This window comes from Paenibacillus paludis (assembly GCF_042610515.1).
Lineage (GTDB): Bacteria > Bacillota > Bacilli > Paenibacillales > Paenibacillaceae > Paenibacillus_AQ.
This window is the reverse complement of the sequence record NZ_JBGJZP010000003.1, coordinates 319,599-334,376: the sequence shown is the minus strand read 5'-3', so window position 1 is coordinate 334,376 and position 14,778 is coordinate 319,599. Positions and strand designations below refer to the sequence as shown.

The following is a 14,778-nucleotide window of genomic DNA, read 5'->3' as shown; positions in this document are numbered from 1 at the left end:
CAAAGAATCCTGTTAAAATAAGGAATTATAATACCTTTTATTGGAGGGAAGCTTTTGAACACTATGCTCGCATTGGCAGAAGCAGCTTTACAGCAGTATCGCATAGAAGTAGCGTCTATTCATTTTGTCGGACAAAGTGCAAGCCAGGTTTTTAAAATTGTGGATACCCGCAACAACGGTTATAGCCTGCGAATTCATGCAGCAAAAAGTGAAACCATGGACAGTGATTGGACCTCACCGGAAACGCTCCGCTCGGAAATGATATGGTTAGAGGCCCTGTCGGCGGGGACAGACTTAACTGCACCAGCACCCTGCCGGAATCATCATGGCGAATTGGTGACGGATGTAGACGGAGTGAAGTGTACACTTATTGAATGGCTGGAAGGGGAACAACAACAATTCATTACTACCGTGGAAGACGCCGGACGGATAGGTGAAATGATAGGAAAGTTGCATCAGCGGGCTTTCTCATGGACTGTACCTGAACAATTCACAAGACCGGTCTATGATGGAAAGCGGATCGGGCAAGCGCTTGATAAGCTTCACCATTGGGGTAAGGCAGGGATAATCGAAAGAGAAAATGCAGAGCTGCTTACAGTAGCAGGCCAACTTGTGATGAATAGGATGAATACCCTCGATACCACACCAAATTATTGGGGAATCATTCATGCTGACCTGATCCCCAGCAATTTTATTTTTTATAACCAAGAATGCCGCCCTATTGATTTTGGTGCCTGTGGATTCGGGTATTTCCTGTTTGATCTGGGGTGGACCTTCTCCTATATTCACCCGGCATTCAGGGAACAATTATTGAAATCCTACTCCGGTCATTTTATGCTGCCGCCTAATCACATTGAGCTGTTGGAGGTTTTTTTTGTAGCCGCACAGCTTGAAACCATGAATTTCTGGATAGGGCTGCCTGATGCCAAGGATTGGCTGCCGGAGCATATTCAAAGACTGGCCTCCAGAGAGTTTAAGCATTATGTTAACAAAGAACAATTTCTGTTCACATGCACACCCTACTGGGAGTAATCGCATAAAAAAAAGAAACATATGTTCCCTTTATTTAGTTCATATGGTATAATTCATCCAAATACATTAGATTCGCTTGGAGGTTAATTATGCGGGATTCAATCTTAGAGGAAAAGCTGGAGCATCCAAAAATCTACAGAAACCTGGCTAAGCTGAACAGTCTGGAAATGTTTTATCTGGATACACGTACGGAAGGTCCGGTCATTCTTTGTCTCCACGGCAGATGGGGCAGAGCAGAAACGTGGGTTGATTTCATGCGGCATTACGGCAAACAATACAGAATTATCGCCCCTGATCAAAGAGGTCACGGACTAAGCAGCAAACCTGTATCCAAGTATACGGGTGAAGAAATGGCCGGGGACATTGTTGAACTATTGGATCATCTGAAAATCGATTCGATCATTCTGGTAGGCCATTCTATGGGCGGGAGGGTAGCCGGATATCTGACAGCCATGTACCCAAATTACATACAAGCCTTAGCGATATTGGATAAATCCCCAGCCGGGCCTGCCACGTCAAGCCTGCTGCCATTGGATCAGCTACCATGTGTTGAGCCTGTAACCAAGGATTGGCCGCTGCCCTTCTCCAGCCTAAACGAAGCGATGGACTATATCCGGCAGGCCATGGAATCGGAGCTTAGCTATCAATATTTCATGAACAGTCTGATCGAAACCGTCGATGGATACCAGATGATGTTCAGTCCCCAGGCGATGGCTGCCAACATTCATTACAATGCAGATTGGTATCACCTGCTGCCGGAGATCAAGTGTCCCGTTTTACTGATTAGAGCTAAGAACAGTGAGGGCGTACCAGACGAGGATTATAACAAAATGCAGTCCCTGCTAGCGAATGGTCATGCCTATGAAATGTCCCATTCCGACCATAATGTGCATCTCAGCAACAAGGAAGAGTTTTATGCCTATATGGATGGATTTTTAGGTCAACTTTAAGCAACCGGAATCGTAAAGAGGATCAGGAAAGTTCGCCGTCGGCGATCTTCTCTGATCCTTTTTTCAAACGATTATATAAGTTAAACTTTAGTTTTACCGAGCCGGCATAGAACGCAACTGCGGTGAATATTTGGACTTTCGGCCGCTGTTGTCCCCAGATTTCTTGATTTATACCGCCATTTGCGGTTGAAATCCGGAGACAAAGGCGGTCGCTATCGCTCCTACAGTTCCAAAATTCCCCTCCGTTGCTTTAGCCTCTTGGTAGTTCTTTAGTTCAACTCATATAGCGTATCTAAACAAAGCTTACTCCTGTGTCATCCACTCTATTAATATTTGATTAAACAGCTCCGGTTGTTCAAACATCGGATTATGTCCGCTGTGCTCGAAGATTACCTTCTTCACATGGGGATATGTCTCGTCGATAGCCTCCCATAAGGAAACAGGCCCAACCAGATAATCATATCTTCCCAGCCCGATAAAAACCGGCATGCTGACATCCTTCAGCATCTGCAGCAGATTCATCCCGGCAAATACCTCACCCCACAAATAATCCATAACCGGCATATTTGTTTGTACCTGTTCCCACATATAGGCTGCATCAAAGGAATAGTCGTAGAAGCTCTGTGCACCCATTCGAATACACATGTGAACGAAGCGGCGTTCCGGGTCTAGCCTGATGTCGCCTTCTAGCAGAGCCATGTCCTGTTCGAATCCTGTCTTTCTCTCCAGACTTGCAGTCTCATTGAAAAATGCAGTGCTCTGACTTTGCCTTTCCCGGCTATTGCTTGGGGCTGAATTCAGCAGAATTACTTTATGAACCTGCTCCGGATATTTCCTGGCATACGCCAGCGCCATAAAAGCATGCCCCGAATGCCCCATTATGACCACATCACTCAGGCCAAGCTGCTGCCTTGCGAGCTCGAGGTCATCCAACACCCGGTCCAGCCGGTACTGCTCCGGCTTCAAGGCTGCAGACGGACTGGCAAAACCTCTATGATCAAGGAATATAAACTGAAATTGTGCAAATAACTCTGCCGAGAAGAGTTGCGGATAATAGACGCTGCTGCCTATAACCAATATCTTTGGCCCGGTTCCTTGTACAACATAATTCAGTTTAACACCGTCATTGCTTATCACTTGTCCTCTGTTCATCTCATAATCATCCTCATTTCATTTGTTTTTTTTGCGCATCCCTCCTTTCCCTTCCTGAACCCATGATATTTTCCATTGAGCGTTCCAGCACTCTGCTCACCCCTTTTCCAAACGATTATATCATTCTCCTGTTGTTTACAGATGGGAGAATTTAAGTGTTTAATATTATGGAAGCTGAGAACTTTCCGGATTAAGATGAAATGAATGAAGATGTAGATTGATCACAGGGGGGAAAGTGATGGTAAAGTACATCTATAAGAACAAAGAAAGTGAAGCCAAAATGCATGATTTTTACGATAAAGCACTTGCTGCTCTAGATGTGATGTACGAAGAGCAGATCATTAACACCAGTTATGGAAGCACACATTTGCTTATCGTTGGAGATAAGTTAAAGCCGCCTTTATTTACCCTGCACGGTGGAAACGGTATTAACCCGTTGAATCTAAAGCTTTTTTTGCCACTGCTTGATAACTATTGCCTTTATGCACCGGATGTAATTGGCATGCCCGGAAAAAGCACCCCTTATCGAAACCTATCCCCCTCGAAAGATGATTACGGTTGGTGGATCAGTGAGCTGCTGGAAGCCCTAAGATTTAACAGTATGATGTTCGTAGTCAGTTCATACAGCTCGGCTATGATGTTATCACTGGCCAAAGTTGATCCTGGTAAAATAACCAAAGCCGTGCTGCTCGCTCCTTCCGGTATTGCTCATGGTTCACTCCTGCCCCTCTTTACAAAAATGATGATTCCTATGATGACGTATATGCTTCGTCCTTCGAAAGAGCGGCTGGTAAAGATCTTCGATCCGATGCTGACGGAAAAGGATGTGCTATGGTACCAATTCTTTAATCTGCTCTTGACCTGCTACAAGATGGAAATGCGTGCTCCGAGAGAGTTCAAACGAAAAGAACTGAATGGTTACTCTTCGCCATTACTAATAATTTGTGCAGCAGATGATATTTTTTTCCCTCCCCACAAGGTCTTCCCAAAAGCCCAGACAGTCTTAGGAGGCTGCGATATCAAGGAGATGATTATCAAGGGGAAACATTTGCCCACAGCAGAAATCATGTGTAATGTATGTAAGGAAATTGATCAGTTATTTAAAGAAGTACACGAGCATCTATAAAACATTCTATTCATACCAAGAAAGGAACTCAGGGCTGTAGGGACTATTCTGATTATTAAAGATCATGAGGTATCCGATCTGTTCATTCTGACCCTTCTAGGCTCATTCCTTGCAGGCAGCTTCATCTGCGGAGATTTCGAGCATAGACCTTATGCCGCTTCGGTGTTTTTGCAAATATTGGATAACAAATCCGGCATCCCCTTTGATGCTGAGTCCCTGCTGAAGCTGATTGCGGTCATGCTGACCCTGTTGACGGTATATGCTGCGCGGCTGAGCATTTGCATCCTGTCTTCCTATGTACTGAAGAAGTCTTCACTTGTTACCTGCGTCTGGACAGCATTCTGGAAGAAAAAAGATTCAAAGAGCTGATTGCGAATCTCTCGCATGATCTGCGCACACCGCGTGTCACCCACTCGGACGGAGCTGTGGAAGTACAGATACTTGCCGGTCAACAAGCGGCTATCGTCTTCAGAAATCCAGTGAACGATGCTACTGCTATTGATATACAGAGTATATTTGAACAAGAGGCGCAACTACAGGACTGGGTTTGTCCATTGTCCGGCTGCTCGCGGAACAATCGGGCGGCAGCACCAGCGCCTCCATTCAGGATGGGGTGTTAGAAGCTAAATTCATAAATAGCACAACAGAGCACGGCAGGCACAACCTCCGCTGCTCTGTTTTTTTGTGCCGATGAGATGGCTTGTAAGGGTTGAAATTATAAGATCAACGCTGTATGATATATCTAATAGTTACATATCTAAAAGATACATTATAGTCAGGAGCGAGGGTTATGGCCAAATCAGGAAATACAATGTTCGCAGTTCTGGGTGTTTTAACGAAAGGAGTCTATTCCGGATATGACATCAAGAAGCATTTCAGCGGCTCGCTTCATCATTTCTGGAGTGAAAGTTACGGGCAGATTTATCCTGCTTTGAAGGAGCTTGTTGCTCAAGGATATGCTGTGGAAGCCAGCACACCCAATCAAACACGCGGGCAGAAGAAGTATCAGATTACGCCTGAAGGCATGGATCATTTCCGGGAATGGCTGTCCGCCCCCATCGGCGCCCTTAACTACCGGGATGAATTGCTGCTTAAGGTTTTTTTTGCAACCCCTCAGGATAGAGAAGTCATTAGAGGTTTGTTCGAACATGAGCTGGGTGAGCTCACAAATGCCATGGAGGTTTACCGTGAACAACAGCGTGCATTAATAACACAGAAGCAATCGCCGGAAGATTTACCGATGTGGATGTTAACCTTGAACTATGGGATCCTGTCAACCGAAGCTAGACTGCAGTGGTGCAAAGAATCAATTGAATGGTTAAATCAACAGCGTTAACGAGGGAGTGAAAAAAGTGAATCAGAGTGAACTGCATAACATCCAGGGTGTAAACTTTAACATCGATGTACAAGGAACAGGTGAACCGCTTGTGCTGCTGCATGGCGGCTACTCCAACCTCAAGGTGTGGGATCTCCATGTGGAAAGACTGGCTCAAGCTTATCAGGTGATCCGGTATGATCAGAGAGGATATGGACAAAGCGACGCTATCACCACTCCCTTCTCCTATTATCAGGACTTGAAATCCGTTCTGGATCATCTTGGGATTACCCGTGCCAGTGTTGTTGCCTCTTCCTTTGGAGGAAGTGCTGCGATTGACTTCGCTCTGGCCTATCCGGATCGTGTCAGCAAGCTAATCCTTGTTGCTCCTTCTGTTAACGGTGCCAAGTATCCCTTGCGGCTGTCCTGGGAAGGCATGAAGGATTTCCTGAGAGTCCGCCGGGTTGGAATTAACAAGGCTGCGGAGCATTTTATGAAGAACAGCTTCTGGCACTACCTCGTTCCACAAGATCAGACGCTTCGGGCTCAATTCAAAGAGCTTTATGTCAGTAATGAAGTCTTTTATCAAGGCAAGCCTAATTTGCATCGTCCTTTAATGCCTCCGGCCTACAGTCGCTTAAATGAAATCAGTCATCCAACACTTGTTATGGAAGCCGGTCTGGATTTACCCTTCAACAAGCAGATCTGCAGATACGTACATAAGAATATTCCAGCTTCAGAACTAGTTCAGCTGCGTCAATGCGGCCATTATCCACATCTTGAGCAGCCTGCTGAATTTATAGAGTTGATTATTGAATTCTTAAATAAAGACTATATTAATTGAACTTATAATTCTTCTATTTTGGGGTTGGCCGTGACTACAGAGAATATTTGGACTTCCGGCCGCTGTTAGGTTTGGATTTCCTGAATTTAACCGCGAATCGCGGTAGAAATCCAAACCTTGCCCACGCTTCCGAAGAGAGCTTTCCTGCGGAAAGCTTTCAGGCGGACGCTATCGCTCCTCCAGTTCCAAAATTCCCCTCCGCCACTTTTCCCTACATGTAATTCTCATGTTCAATCTATATAGATGGCTCGCCCGGCGAAAACACACAAAAAAGCCTGCGGCAAAGCGCAGGCTTTCGTTGTTTTTCTATCGCGTTCCATTACTGTAGTAGTGATGCTAGAGTCTCCACAGGGTAGCACAACTCGTAATACCCGCGCCTACCGACCACATAAAGAACAAGTCGCCGGGTACCAGCGTCCCGTCCTTAATCGCATGGTGAAGGGTGATAAACGGACTGCTTGTGCCTGTGTAGCCATAAATATCCCCAATGTAAGGGAATTTAACGAGTTCCTCGTCCAGCTTGCCCGCGATATCTTTAATGACGCTCAAGTTTAACTGACTAAGGATATAGTGCTTCACATCACTTTTGGTATATCCATGTTCCTGAAGCAGCTGCTCAATATTGGATACCGCTGTCGGGAAAGCCACATTGACGTTATACTCCGGATGAAGATAAATTTTCTTCTCTTCAAGCGACAGATGTTCTCCGTACATTTGCGTCATGCCTCCGGCAGGGAACTGCATATCCTCCGCCTTCTGCGTATTGGTGTAGTAAGCCGAATCTATCAGACCGGAATCCGTATCCTCCACTCTCTCCAGCAGAACCGCACAGGCCGCATCTCCGCAAAGGCCCTTGGACGCCAGGTCCCCTTCTTTGTAGAAACGGGCAATCTGCTCCGACCCTACAATGAGTGCGTATCTCACTCTGGGAGTGGATATCATGGATCGGGCTGCTTGGTCAGCAGCGACAACCATACCTACACAGTTGGCATTGCTGTCATAGATAATGCAGGAATCTTTACCCTCCAGCGCCTGATGCACAAATGCAGCATCTGTCGGAGCGCTGAAATCATGTGTTCCTGAGGAGAATACGATCATATCCAAATCGCTTCCGCTGAGCCCACAGCTCTTCAATAGCTTTTTGGATGCTTCAATAGCCATATAAAGCGTGCTCTCTTCATAGTCCGCCGCGTAATAACGATCCTTACGGCCAAAGAACTCCCAAATGCCGATAAGCTTGTCCGCTGAAGATCCGGCCTGCAGAGCCAATTCCTCATTGCTGATCTTATAGGCAGGATGGTACACTTCGGTGCTTACTATTTTGACATTAGCCATGGTTGACCACCCTCTGCTTTAGATTTAGGATATACGATTTAGGATTTAACGATTGCCCAAGCCTCTTCCACCGTATCCACAAAATGTCCTTTAAATCCGGCGCTTGGAGCTACTCTCTGTAATTGAGATTTGGCTACTACTTTCTTCGGATTCACCAGAACCGCATGTTTAAAACCGTTATACAGCACATAGCAGCGTTCCAGAACCGGTAGTATCTCCGGCTTGAAGGGCGCCATATCGTTGCAGTCAATAATCAGAGACATCTCGTGGATCGGCAAAGTCGGCATGGACGCCTCGAATATTTCCACTTCTTTTACCGTTTCAGCCAATTCGGCAAATCCATGCAAGCTGATGAAGATGGTGTTGAATTCCGGGTACATTTTAGTTTCTGCGATCATTTTTTAACGACACTCCTCTAGTTGTTTTTTTTCAATTTGCGGTTGCGGGATTCATTGGAAATAGGTTCATACCCAAAATTTACCGCTTTACTACTATCGTCAAATTGCACTGTTTTTTTGATAGTTTCTGAAAATTCATTTATGGCGTTCTGACTATTGTACGAAGCACAATATAGTCATTTGCGTCGCGTGAGATCAGTGTGTCTTTATTGAAATACACAAGATTGTCCGCACTGCGGTTTCGTTCCCCAAGCAAAAAGAGTTCCCCGTTTCGGAGGTTCACTCCGCGGGCTACCAGTTTATTGTTCATCATTTCCGAGAACACCGCATAATTGTCACCCACGATTAATAGATCATTCCGGTCGCCATTTACCCATTCACGTTTAAGCAATACTTTAACCGGAGCTCCGGCTTTACTGCGGTCCATCGTCATATAAATGAAATAATTTTTGGTCTTGCCGGCAGCATCCACTTCTTTGGAGTCAATCATCCAGACAATATCTTTACCATTCGAAGCTACGAGGTTGAAGGATTCATTTTCTTTCAGCTTGTAAAGCTCAATTGTTTTTGAACTTGGCAGATCATACAGATACAACGTGCCGGTGTCCCATTTGCTATAGATGAACTTGTCATCTACAAACTGGTGGACCTGATCAAAACCGAGATCATTGATGGTCTGAGTTTCCAGCGTCGTTTTGTTAGTGAAGTAAAAATCTGAGCCACTGCTGTGTGCATAATATTTGTCACCCACACCCAGTAATTCCGGAGTTTTCACTTCCAGCGGAAGCTCGCTTGTTTTTTTTGTTTTCAAATTGTACTGTACCAGCTTCTTCGGGTAGATATTAATTCGTTTAGTCACTTCAATTGTAGACTCATAATAATAAACACTGTCTCCCAGGAGCTGCAGGTTCGTTTTGAACGTGTTAGTAGAAGTGACTTTCTCCGTCGTCTTCTTCTTCCAGTTATGTAAGTACAGCTGATAAGCCCCTTTGCTATCCTTCTCCAGTGAAGCGATCGTGTCACCCGTGAACTTGTAGTTGTAGTCAAGCGGCATGTTATATGCAGTTTTGACATCTGTAAAAGTGTAATTCGCAGCTGCGTGGACCGGAGTAGCAATCAGGGGTCCTGCAGCCAAGGCCGCAGCCAGAATAAACGCTAAACCTGGCCTTATTTTGTGGCGAATCTTCAAAAACATGTTTTTTTATTCTCCTTTTGTTGTATTTAGACAACAAAAAACCAAACTACATGAGCGTCCCCGCTGTCATGCCGCTTTCGTGAGCGGTTTAGACCGGTGGCTTTGCGTCTTCCGCCTTTCGGCGGAGTTGCCTTTGTTCATCAGCTGGCGCTTCCGAATCACAAACATATTTTGGTATTTATTATCTATCTAAATTTATAATTCGACAATAGCAGTCATTATCCTCCTTTTTTCTCACATTCAAATATTGTTCGCTGTATCTGTTTTGTTACGATAGTGCGTAGATCCGTTTGACCATAAAATCGAAAAAACGCTGATTCCAGTTCTCTGACAGCCTTTCGGTCAATTCTGCAATTAACGCTGCAGCGAGGTCCACCAGCTTCTGGACACCTGAAGGTAATGCATCCGGTCCAAGACCATTTAACGCTCCTGTTAACTCATCCAGTTGCTGTGGACTGAGTTTGCGATGCAGTCTCTTAATGCCGAGCTGCGCTGTAGAAGGATCTACTACATGCCGCAGAACCGCCATTAGATCTGCTGCCAGATGACTGCCGAGCCGATGTGCCCAGAGCAAATCGCCGCGAAGATACGCGGTTTCAAATTCCAGAAGGCTGAAAGTGAAACCGGAAAGGATCCTCGTAATCTCCGCATCCGACATGGGGAAGCTCTCTGCCTTGTAGTTGGCAAGACATCCCTCGGGATCATGCAGGACAAGGATTTGCTCGGTTTGTTTCAGACTCTCCTCAGTCACCGTATAAAGATCGAAATGCAGTCCGTCTTCAAACACGCCAACAATTTGCGGGCCTACGAAGTTAGCTTCCGACCAGAATATCAGCGGTTTATAGGTCTCCATATGGGATATTCTGCGCGCTAAAAAGTCCGTCAAGCCCTCGCTGTGGACCAAACAATACAAATCAACATCCGAGTAAACATCCTGCTGTCCTCTGGCATGTGCACCTTTCAGAAATACCGCCCTGACTGCCGGATCACCCTTTACGGCCAAGCCTACCAGACGGATTGCTTCGTCTTGTTTCATTCTCTCTTCCCCCTGCAATGTGTAGTATGATCTGAACATAATCTTTCTTTTTTTATTAAAAGTGAGAAATATTGTGGCGCTGGTGCGTCTTATATACAAATAAATCAATTGGAGGCACTGGATGAAGGCACAGGAAAACGATGAACAAATCATTGCCGAAGTGCTGCAGGGCAACCGTGAGGCCTTTGCGGTACTCGTAGACAGATACAAGTCGAGCTTGTATGGTCTGCTGCTCGGTATAGGCGCCAGTCACCAGGATGCACAGGATTTGGCCCAGGAAACATTTATTAAAGCATACCAGAAACTCCGCGAGCATCATGGCCAATCAAGCTTTGCCGCTTGGCTGTACGCCATTGCGATCAACCACTTCAGGTCACTGAAAAGGCGGAAATCCCCTGGCCTAACAAGCAACTTACTGGAGGAGAAGGATCACGGGCCAACCCCTGAAGAGCAGTATATGCGTAAGGAAGACGAGCTTGAAATGCACCGGAAATTGGCCAAGCTTCCAGAGCGATACCGGATTGTACTGCTGCTTCGTTATACCAATGAATTATCCTATGAGGAAATCTCAGCGATAACGGGAATGCCTATGCACCAGGTCAAAAATTGTCTCCACCGCGCCCGTCAAAAGCTGAAGAAACAATGGCCGAAATCCAGGGAGGGTTCCAATGAAAAAATGGGCTTACACCAATCACAATGACTTGTCCGGCACTGATAACGATCTACTGACGGATTCACAATTGTATACAAGCTCTAATCTAGCTGATGATTTCACAGAGCGCGTTATGGAACAAGTTCGCAATACAGAGATACAGCCCGCCTCCGGGCAAAATTTATCCGAGATATCCGGAATGCAAACGGGCCGCACCCTAAAAAGAGGTTTAAAGTGGGGCAGCTCTGTTGCTGCAGTGATGGGAATTGCTTCATTACTGTTTTTCATTGGCAGATCAGGTACAGTCTCAGAGACGCTGTCCACCCCTCCACAGAAACCGTTCCTCCTTGCCAACCAGTGGGCAGAGCTTGGTCTGCTGGACGCCAAAATACTCGGTGTGGTGCAGCAGCCTGACATAGAGAAAAGCGATAAAGGCTATACCTTAGCCCTGCAGGACGTAGTGGCTGATCCTACCCGTTTGGTGCTCAACATCACTATCATGGATGAAAACGGACTTGCCTCGGAAGACGCAATGTCCAGATTTAATGCCAGCCAGCTGGAAATCCGGAATGAAGCAGGCGAAAGTATCGGAGAACTTAAATCGGTCATGAGCATGGACGAGAATACTTATGGAAACCCGGATCAGGCCTCCCTTCTGCTGACTTACGTATTCCCCGATGAAGCACCCGGAAGCACCGTAGTTATTCAAGGCAATATTCATGAACTGGAGACAAACAAGGTGATAGCCGGGGACTGGAGCTTCAGCTATGAAGCGGATATGACCGCAGCGCAGGCATTAACAGTAACCACAGATTTGAAGGACCATGTCTATACTACTCCGGATGGGATGAAGCTGGAGATGGATCAAGTGATGCATACACCTGCAGGGGTCACACTGAAATTCAACACCTCGCTTACTGGAGAGGAAGCAAGCCTTATTTCTGCCAATTCAACTAATTTTAGCCACGATTTTGGGGTCATGTTCCATTTTGTGGATGAGAAAGGTGAAGAACTTTCAAGAATCAACAGTTACATCTCTGGAGGTATTATCGACACTTCCTTCGGCTACACTGTCAGACCAACAGAACAAGCCGGCAAGCTGCACTGGACCTACTATTTCAAGAGCCTTCCATATGACAGCCGGCAAGTACGGTTCATCCTGGATGGTTACAATAGTCCCGTCAAGTCTAACGATTCAGTGACGTTCCATCCTCATGAGCTTAATGAGAAACCCGCAGTATTTAGTGCTCAAGGTGATGTGCTGAAGGTGAACAAGATGGAGATCAAGGAAATCAAGGATGAACCGGGAATATCCGGCTGGATGTCGGTCAGCGGCGAATTCACCAACAGATTTGCCAATGACAAGTGGGTCGCCCTCGATGGTCAAGGAAAAGAATACAAAGTTATTTTTAGAGGTGGTTACACTATGGATGAGAAAGTCATATTCGGCGAGACGGGCAATCATGCAAATGAAGCCTATCTTATAGCCAAAGGCATGACTGAACTGCCCGAGGAGCTGACGCTCCGCCGGGTCATAACGGATAAAAAATTCACCGATGTGAACTGGAGCTTTGATCTGCCAAAAATCGAAGTGAAAAAACATTGAGTTTGCTTCTATTCTATTGTGGATCTGGAACTTCTGATCCGATATGCCATTTGATGTAGTCATCTTTCAGGATGCTGTACACTTCAAGATCGACGATTCCTTTGCCTGACCATACACTGGCTTGTCTCAAAGTTCCTTCTTTCATGAAGCCGTTTTTCAGCAGCACCTTTTTGGAAGCCCTATTGGGGGGCATTACTTCAGCTTGAATCCTATTGATATCCGCATCATTAAACAAGTAACTTATCAATAGGGATAACGCTTCTGAAGCAATGCCTTTCCCCCAATGGGCTTGCTCCAAAAAATAGCCGACCGATACCATATTTACTTTCTGATTAAAATCAAATGCCTCGATAATACCAAGCAATTTGTCATTATCATTACAGCTGAATATTTATGTAATTGCATCCCTCTTCATTTATTGTCTTTGAACACTCCCGCCACCTGTAGAGGTGGGGGATTCTTGGGTCATTGCTTCCTTGAAGCAAAATGTATCGATTTTCTCAAATGTGAAAAATCGTACACCAAGCGATCCCTGTGGTTCTCACAGTTCTTTGCAAGACAGTTAAACCGCCATCATTATAATATTCTGTGCGGCATTTTCATCACGATCATGCGTTGTATCACAACCTGGGCAGACCCATTGCCGCACTGAAAGATTTTTCACTTCGGGGTTGATGAAGCCACATACAGAACATGTTTGGCTGGTCGGGGCAAAGGTATCCGAAATCTTAACCGTGCGTCCGTACCATTTCGCCTTGTAGGAGATTTGGCGTTCGAACTCACTCCAGGACGCATCGGCGATAGACTTTGCCAGTTTGTGATTTTTGAGCATATTCGCCACGCGAAGGTTTTCTATACTGATCGTTTGGTTTTCACGAATCAGTTTGATTGTGAGCTGATGCAGAAAATCATGGCGGCAATTGGCGATCTTCTCATGAATGGAAGCGACCTTTTGCTTGGCTTTGTGCCAATTAGAGCCGCCTTTGCTACGGCGAGCCATACGGCGTTGCCAATAGGCTAACTTCTTTTCGAAATGGCGATACCACTTGGGATTTTGAACCCGAAATCCATCGGAGCAGACGGCAAACTCTTTAAGCCCAAGGTCAACACCAATCTCTTTGCTGGCTTGAGGCAGGGGCTTAACGTCAACTTCACAGACGATGGATACGAAATATTTCCCAGACGCATTCCGGCGAACGGTTGCAGACAGGATGCGTCCCTCTAAGGCTCTGGAATTGGCAAAGGGCATCCATCCCAGCTTGGGAAGCTTGAGTAGACGTTCTTCCACAGCAATGTTGCCGTTGGTATATTTCGTTGTGTAGCTTTGGACAGGGTGTTTACGGTTTTTGAAACGTGGAGCTTGATTCTGTTTTTTGAAGAACCGATCAAAACTATCTGCCACGTTTCGAACCGATGATTGCAAAGCAATGCTATCCACGGTTTTCAACCATTCGAACTGTTGTTTGAGTGCAGGAAGTTGTGTGGCACAACGATTGTAGGATAAGCCTTTGCCTTTCGCCTTATAGGTATCATTCCATAAGCCTAAAAAATGATTGAACACAAAACGGCAACACCCGAACATCTGATGAATGAGTTGCTGTTGTTCATTTGTAGGAAAGATACGATACTTATAGGCTTTATGAATGAGCATGCCAACACAACCTCTTTCGATGAAGTATATAGAGATATTATAGCACATGCGTTCGTTTTCTTTGCAAAAAACATCGATTCATCCCCAACCTATAGAAGGTGGGGTGTTCTCGGCTTTCTTTGATAAATAACTTATCACAATTGATACTTTTTCCTGCCCCAATCTAATAAAGCATTGACCGATCTCCAGGGATCAGGTAATAATATACATATATATCATCAATAACGCAGAAGAAGAGTAAGTAGACATATGTGAGCGGACTTGCAGAGAGCCGGTGGTAGCTGCGAACCGGTGTCCGGCATATGATCGAATGGACTTTGGAGTTGCTTTCCCGAACCGTCGGCTACGATGTTGTAGGGAAATGCCGGGCACCCCGCCGTTATCAAGGGAGCGGTCTCGAGATCATGTATTCAGCGATCTCCGCACCGTATAGCGAAGACTGGAACGCTTGCAATTCATGCAGCAAGACGGTCATTTAAGGTGGTA

Annotated in this window: 15 protein-coding genes, 1 pseudogene and 1 riboswitch; of the genes and pseudogenes, 9 read left to right on the top strand and 7 right to left on the bottom strand. The window is 45.7% G+C overall.

Going from position 1 to position 14,778, the window contains the following annotated elements:
• The first annotated feature begins 63 nt into the window (after window positions 1–63).
• Both ACAN56_RS08105 and ACAN56_RS08100 read left to right on the top strand, forming a co-directional pair.
• A complete protein-coding gene (locus ACAN56_RS08105) occupies window positions 64–1,032 on the top strand; it encodes a phosphotransferase enzyme family protein (protein WP_379142067.1) in 969 nt (322 codons plus the stop codon).
• 89 nt (window positions 1,033–1,121) lie between these two features.
• Complete coding sequence (locus tag ACAN56_RS08100; RefSeq protein WP_379141859.1) at window positions 1,122–1,982, top strand: alpha/beta fold hydrolase; 861 nt, start codon at window positions 1,122–1,124, stop codon at window positions 1,980–1,982.
• Window positions 1,983–2,285: 303 nt separating this feature from the next.
• Here ACAN56_RS08100 and ACAN56_RS08095 read toward each other — a convergent pair whose 3' ends face one another.
• Window positions 2,286–3,134, bottom strand: coding sequence for an alpha/beta fold hydrolase (locus ACAN56_RS08095; protein ID WP_379141857.1), 849 nt, complete (start codon window positions 3,132–3,134; stop codon window positions 2,286–2,288).
• A 238-nt stretch (window positions 3,135–3,372) separates the two neighbouring features.
• On the opposite strand from ACAN56_RS08095, the gene ACAN56_RS08090 reads away from it, so the two are divergent.
• The 4 genes from ACAN56_RS08090 (at window position 3,373) to ACAN56_RS08075 (ending at window position 6,419) form a co-directional block, all read left to right on the top strand.
• Complete coding sequence (locus ACAN56_RS08090) at window positions 3,373–4,260, top strand: alpha/beta hydrolase family protein (RefSeq protein ID WP_379141855.1); 888 nt, start codon at window positions 3,373–3,375, stop codon at window positions 4,258–4,260.
• A gap of 177 nt (window positions 4,261–4,437) precedes the next feature.
• Window positions 4,438–4,629 carry a hypothetical protein gene (locus ACAN56_RS08085; RefSeq protein ID WP_379141853.1) on the top strand — a complete coding sequence of 64 codons (192 nt, stop codon included), beginning with the start codon at window positions 4,438–4,440 and terminating at the stop codon, window positions 4,627–4,629.
• Between the two features lie 421 nt (window positions 4,630–5,050).
• Window positions 5,051–5,596: a PadR family transcriptional regulator gene (locus ACAN56_RS08080; protein WP_038590988.1), complete on the top strand. Its 546-nt coding sequence runs from the start codon at window positions 5,051–5,053 to the stop codon at window positions 5,594–5,596.
• A gap of 16 nt (window positions 5,597–5,612) precedes the next feature.
• Window positions 5,613–6,419 (top strand): alpha/beta fold hydrolase, encoded by an 807-nt coding sequence (locus ACAN56_RS08075; protein ID WP_379141850.1) that lies wholly within the window; start codon window positions 5,613–5,615, stop codon window positions 6,417–6,419.
• 336 nt (window positions 6,420–6,755) lie between these two features.
• Here the strand turns inward: ACAN56_RS08075 and ACAN56_RS08070 are convergent, their stop codons facing one another.
• The 4 genes from ACAN56_RS08070 to ACAN56_RS08055 all read right to left on the bottom strand — a co-directional run bounded on the left by ACAN56_RS08070 (window position 6,756) and on the right by ACAN56_RS08055 (window position 10,383).
• Entirely contained in the window at window positions 6,756–7,754 is a 999-nt protein-coding gene (locus tag ACAN56_RS08070) for a ketoacyl-ACP synthase III (protein WP_379141848.1), read from the bottom strand.
• A 38-nt stretch (window positions 7,755–7,792) separates the two neighbouring features.
• Window positions 7,793–8,152, bottom strand: a complete 360-nt coding sequence (locus ACAN56_RS08065) for a hypothetical protein (RefSeq protein ID WP_038590982.1) — start codon at window positions 8,150–8,152, stop codon at window positions 7,793–7,795.
• 139 nt (window positions 8,153–8,291) lie between these two features.
• Complete coding sequence (locus tag ACAN56_RS08060) at window positions 8,292–9,347, bottom strand: hypothetical protein (protein WP_379141845.1); 1,056 nt, start codon at window positions 9,345–9,347, stop codon at window positions 8,292–8,294.
• 50 nt (window positions 9,348–9,397) lie between these two features.
• Window positions 9,398–9,489, bottom strand: a riboswitch (cyclic di-GMP riboswitch).
• 126 nt (window positions 9,490–9,615) lie between these two features.
• Window positions 9,616–10,383 carry a nucleotidyltransferase domain-containing protein gene (locus tag ACAN56_RS08055; RefSeq protein ID WP_379141842.1) on the bottom strand — a complete coding sequence of 256 codons (768 nt, stop codon included), beginning with the start codon at window positions 10,381–10,383 and terminating at the stop codon, window positions 9,616–9,618.
• 121 nt (window positions 10,384–10,504) lie between these two features.
• Between ACAN56_RS08055 and ACAN56_RS08050 the strand changes: the two genes are divergently transcribed.
• Both ACAN56_RS08050 and ACAN56_RS08045 read left to right on the top strand, forming a co-directional pair.
• Window positions 10,505–11,083 carry an RNA polymerase sigma factor gene (locus tag ACAN56_RS08050; RefSeq protein WP_379141839.1) on the top strand — a complete coding sequence of 193 codons (579 nt, stop codon included), beginning with the start codon at window positions 10,505–10,507 and terminating at the stop codon, window positions 11,081–11,083.
• Window positions 11,052–12,641: a DUF4179 domain-containing protein gene (locus ACAN56_RS08045; RefSeq protein WP_379141837.1), complete on the top strand. Its 1,590-nt coding sequence runs from the start codon at window positions 11,052–11,054 to the stop codon at window positions 12,639–12,641. The genes ACAN56_RS08050 and ACAN56_RS08045 overlap by 32 nt, the downstream gene beginning before the upstream one ends.
• Before the next feature lie 13 nt (window positions 12,642–12,654).
• Here the strand turns inward: ACAN56_RS08045 and ACAN56_RS08040 are convergent.
• Together ACAN56_RS08040 and tnpB are read right to left on the bottom strand one after the other, a co-directional pair.
• Window positions 12,655–13,032 (bottom strand): annotated as a pseudogene (locus ACAN56_RS08040) (GNAT family N-acetyltransferase); the annotation flags it as partial.
• 171 nt (window positions 13,033–13,203) lie between these two features.
• Window positions 13,204–14,292 (bottom strand): IS200/IS605 family element RNA-guided endonuclease TnpB, encoded by a 1,089-nt coding sequence (gene tnpB, locus ACAN56_RS08035; protein ID WP_379141835.1) that lies wholly within the window; start codon window positions 14,290–14,292, stop codon window positions 13,204–13,206.
• Between the two features lie 302 nt (window positions 14,293–14,594).
• Here tnpB and ACAN56_RS08030 point away from each other — a divergent pair, with 302 nt between their 5' ends.
• Window positions 14,595–14,771 (top strand): hypothetical protein, encoded by a 177-nt coding sequence (locus ACAN56_RS08030; RefSeq protein ID WP_156130869.1) that lies wholly within the window; start codon window positions 14,595–14,597, stop codon window positions 14,769–14,771.
• The last annotated feature ends 7 nt before the right edge of the window (window positions 14,772–14,778 follow it).

Coding starts and splice junctions, on each gene's coding strand:
- ACAN56_RS08105 (WP_379142067.1), top strand. CDS start 64: ATGCTCGCATTGGCAGAAGCAGCTTTACAGCAGTATCGCATAGAAGTA.
- ACAN56_RS08100 (WP_379141859.1), top strand. CDS start 1,122: ATGCGGGATTCAATCTTAGAGGAAAAGCTGGAGCATCCAAAAATCTAC.
- ACAN56_RS08095 (WP_379141857.1), bottom strand. CDS start 3,134: ATGAACAGAGGACAAGTGATAAGCAATGACGGTGTTAAACTGAATTAT.
- ACAN56_RS08090 (WP_379141855.1), top strand. CDS start 3,373: ATGGTAAAGTACATCTATAAGAACAAAGAAAGTGAAGCCAAAATGCAT.
- ACAN56_RS08080 (WP_038590988.1), top strand. CDS start 5,051: ATGGCCAAATCAGGAAATACAATGTTCGCAGTTCTGGGTGTTTTAACG.
- ACAN56_RS08070 (WP_379141848.1), bottom strand. CDS start 7,754: ATGGCTAATGTCAAAATAGTAAGCACCGAAGTGTACCATCCTGCCTAT.
- ACAN56_RS08065 (WP_038590982.1), bottom strand. CDS start 8,152: ATGATCGCAGAAACTAAAATGTACCCGGAATTCAACACCATCTTCATC.
- ACAN56_RS08060 (WP_379141845.1), bottom strand. CDS start 9,347: ATGTTTTTGAAGATTCGCCACAAAATAAGGCCAGGTTTAGCGTTTATT.
- ACAN56_RS08055 (WP_379141842.1), bottom strand. CDS start 10,383: ATGAAACAAGACGAAGCAATCCGTCTGGTAGGCTTGGCCGTAAAGGGT.
- ACAN56_RS08050 (WP_379141839.1), top strand. CDS start 10,505: ATGAAGGCACAGGAAAACGATGAACAAATCATTGCCGAAGTGCTGCAG.
- ACAN56_RS08045 (WP_379141837.1), top strand. CDS start 11,052: ATGAAAAAATGGGCTTACACCAATCACAATGACTTGTCCGGCACTGAT.
- tnpB (WP_379141835.1), bottom strand. CDS start 14,292: ATGCTCATTCATAAAGCCTATAAGTATCGTATCTTTCCTACAAATGAA.
- ACAN56_RS08030 (WP_156130869.1), top strand. CDS start 14,595: ATGATCGAATGGACTTTGGAGTTGCTTTCCCGAACCGTCGGCTACGAT.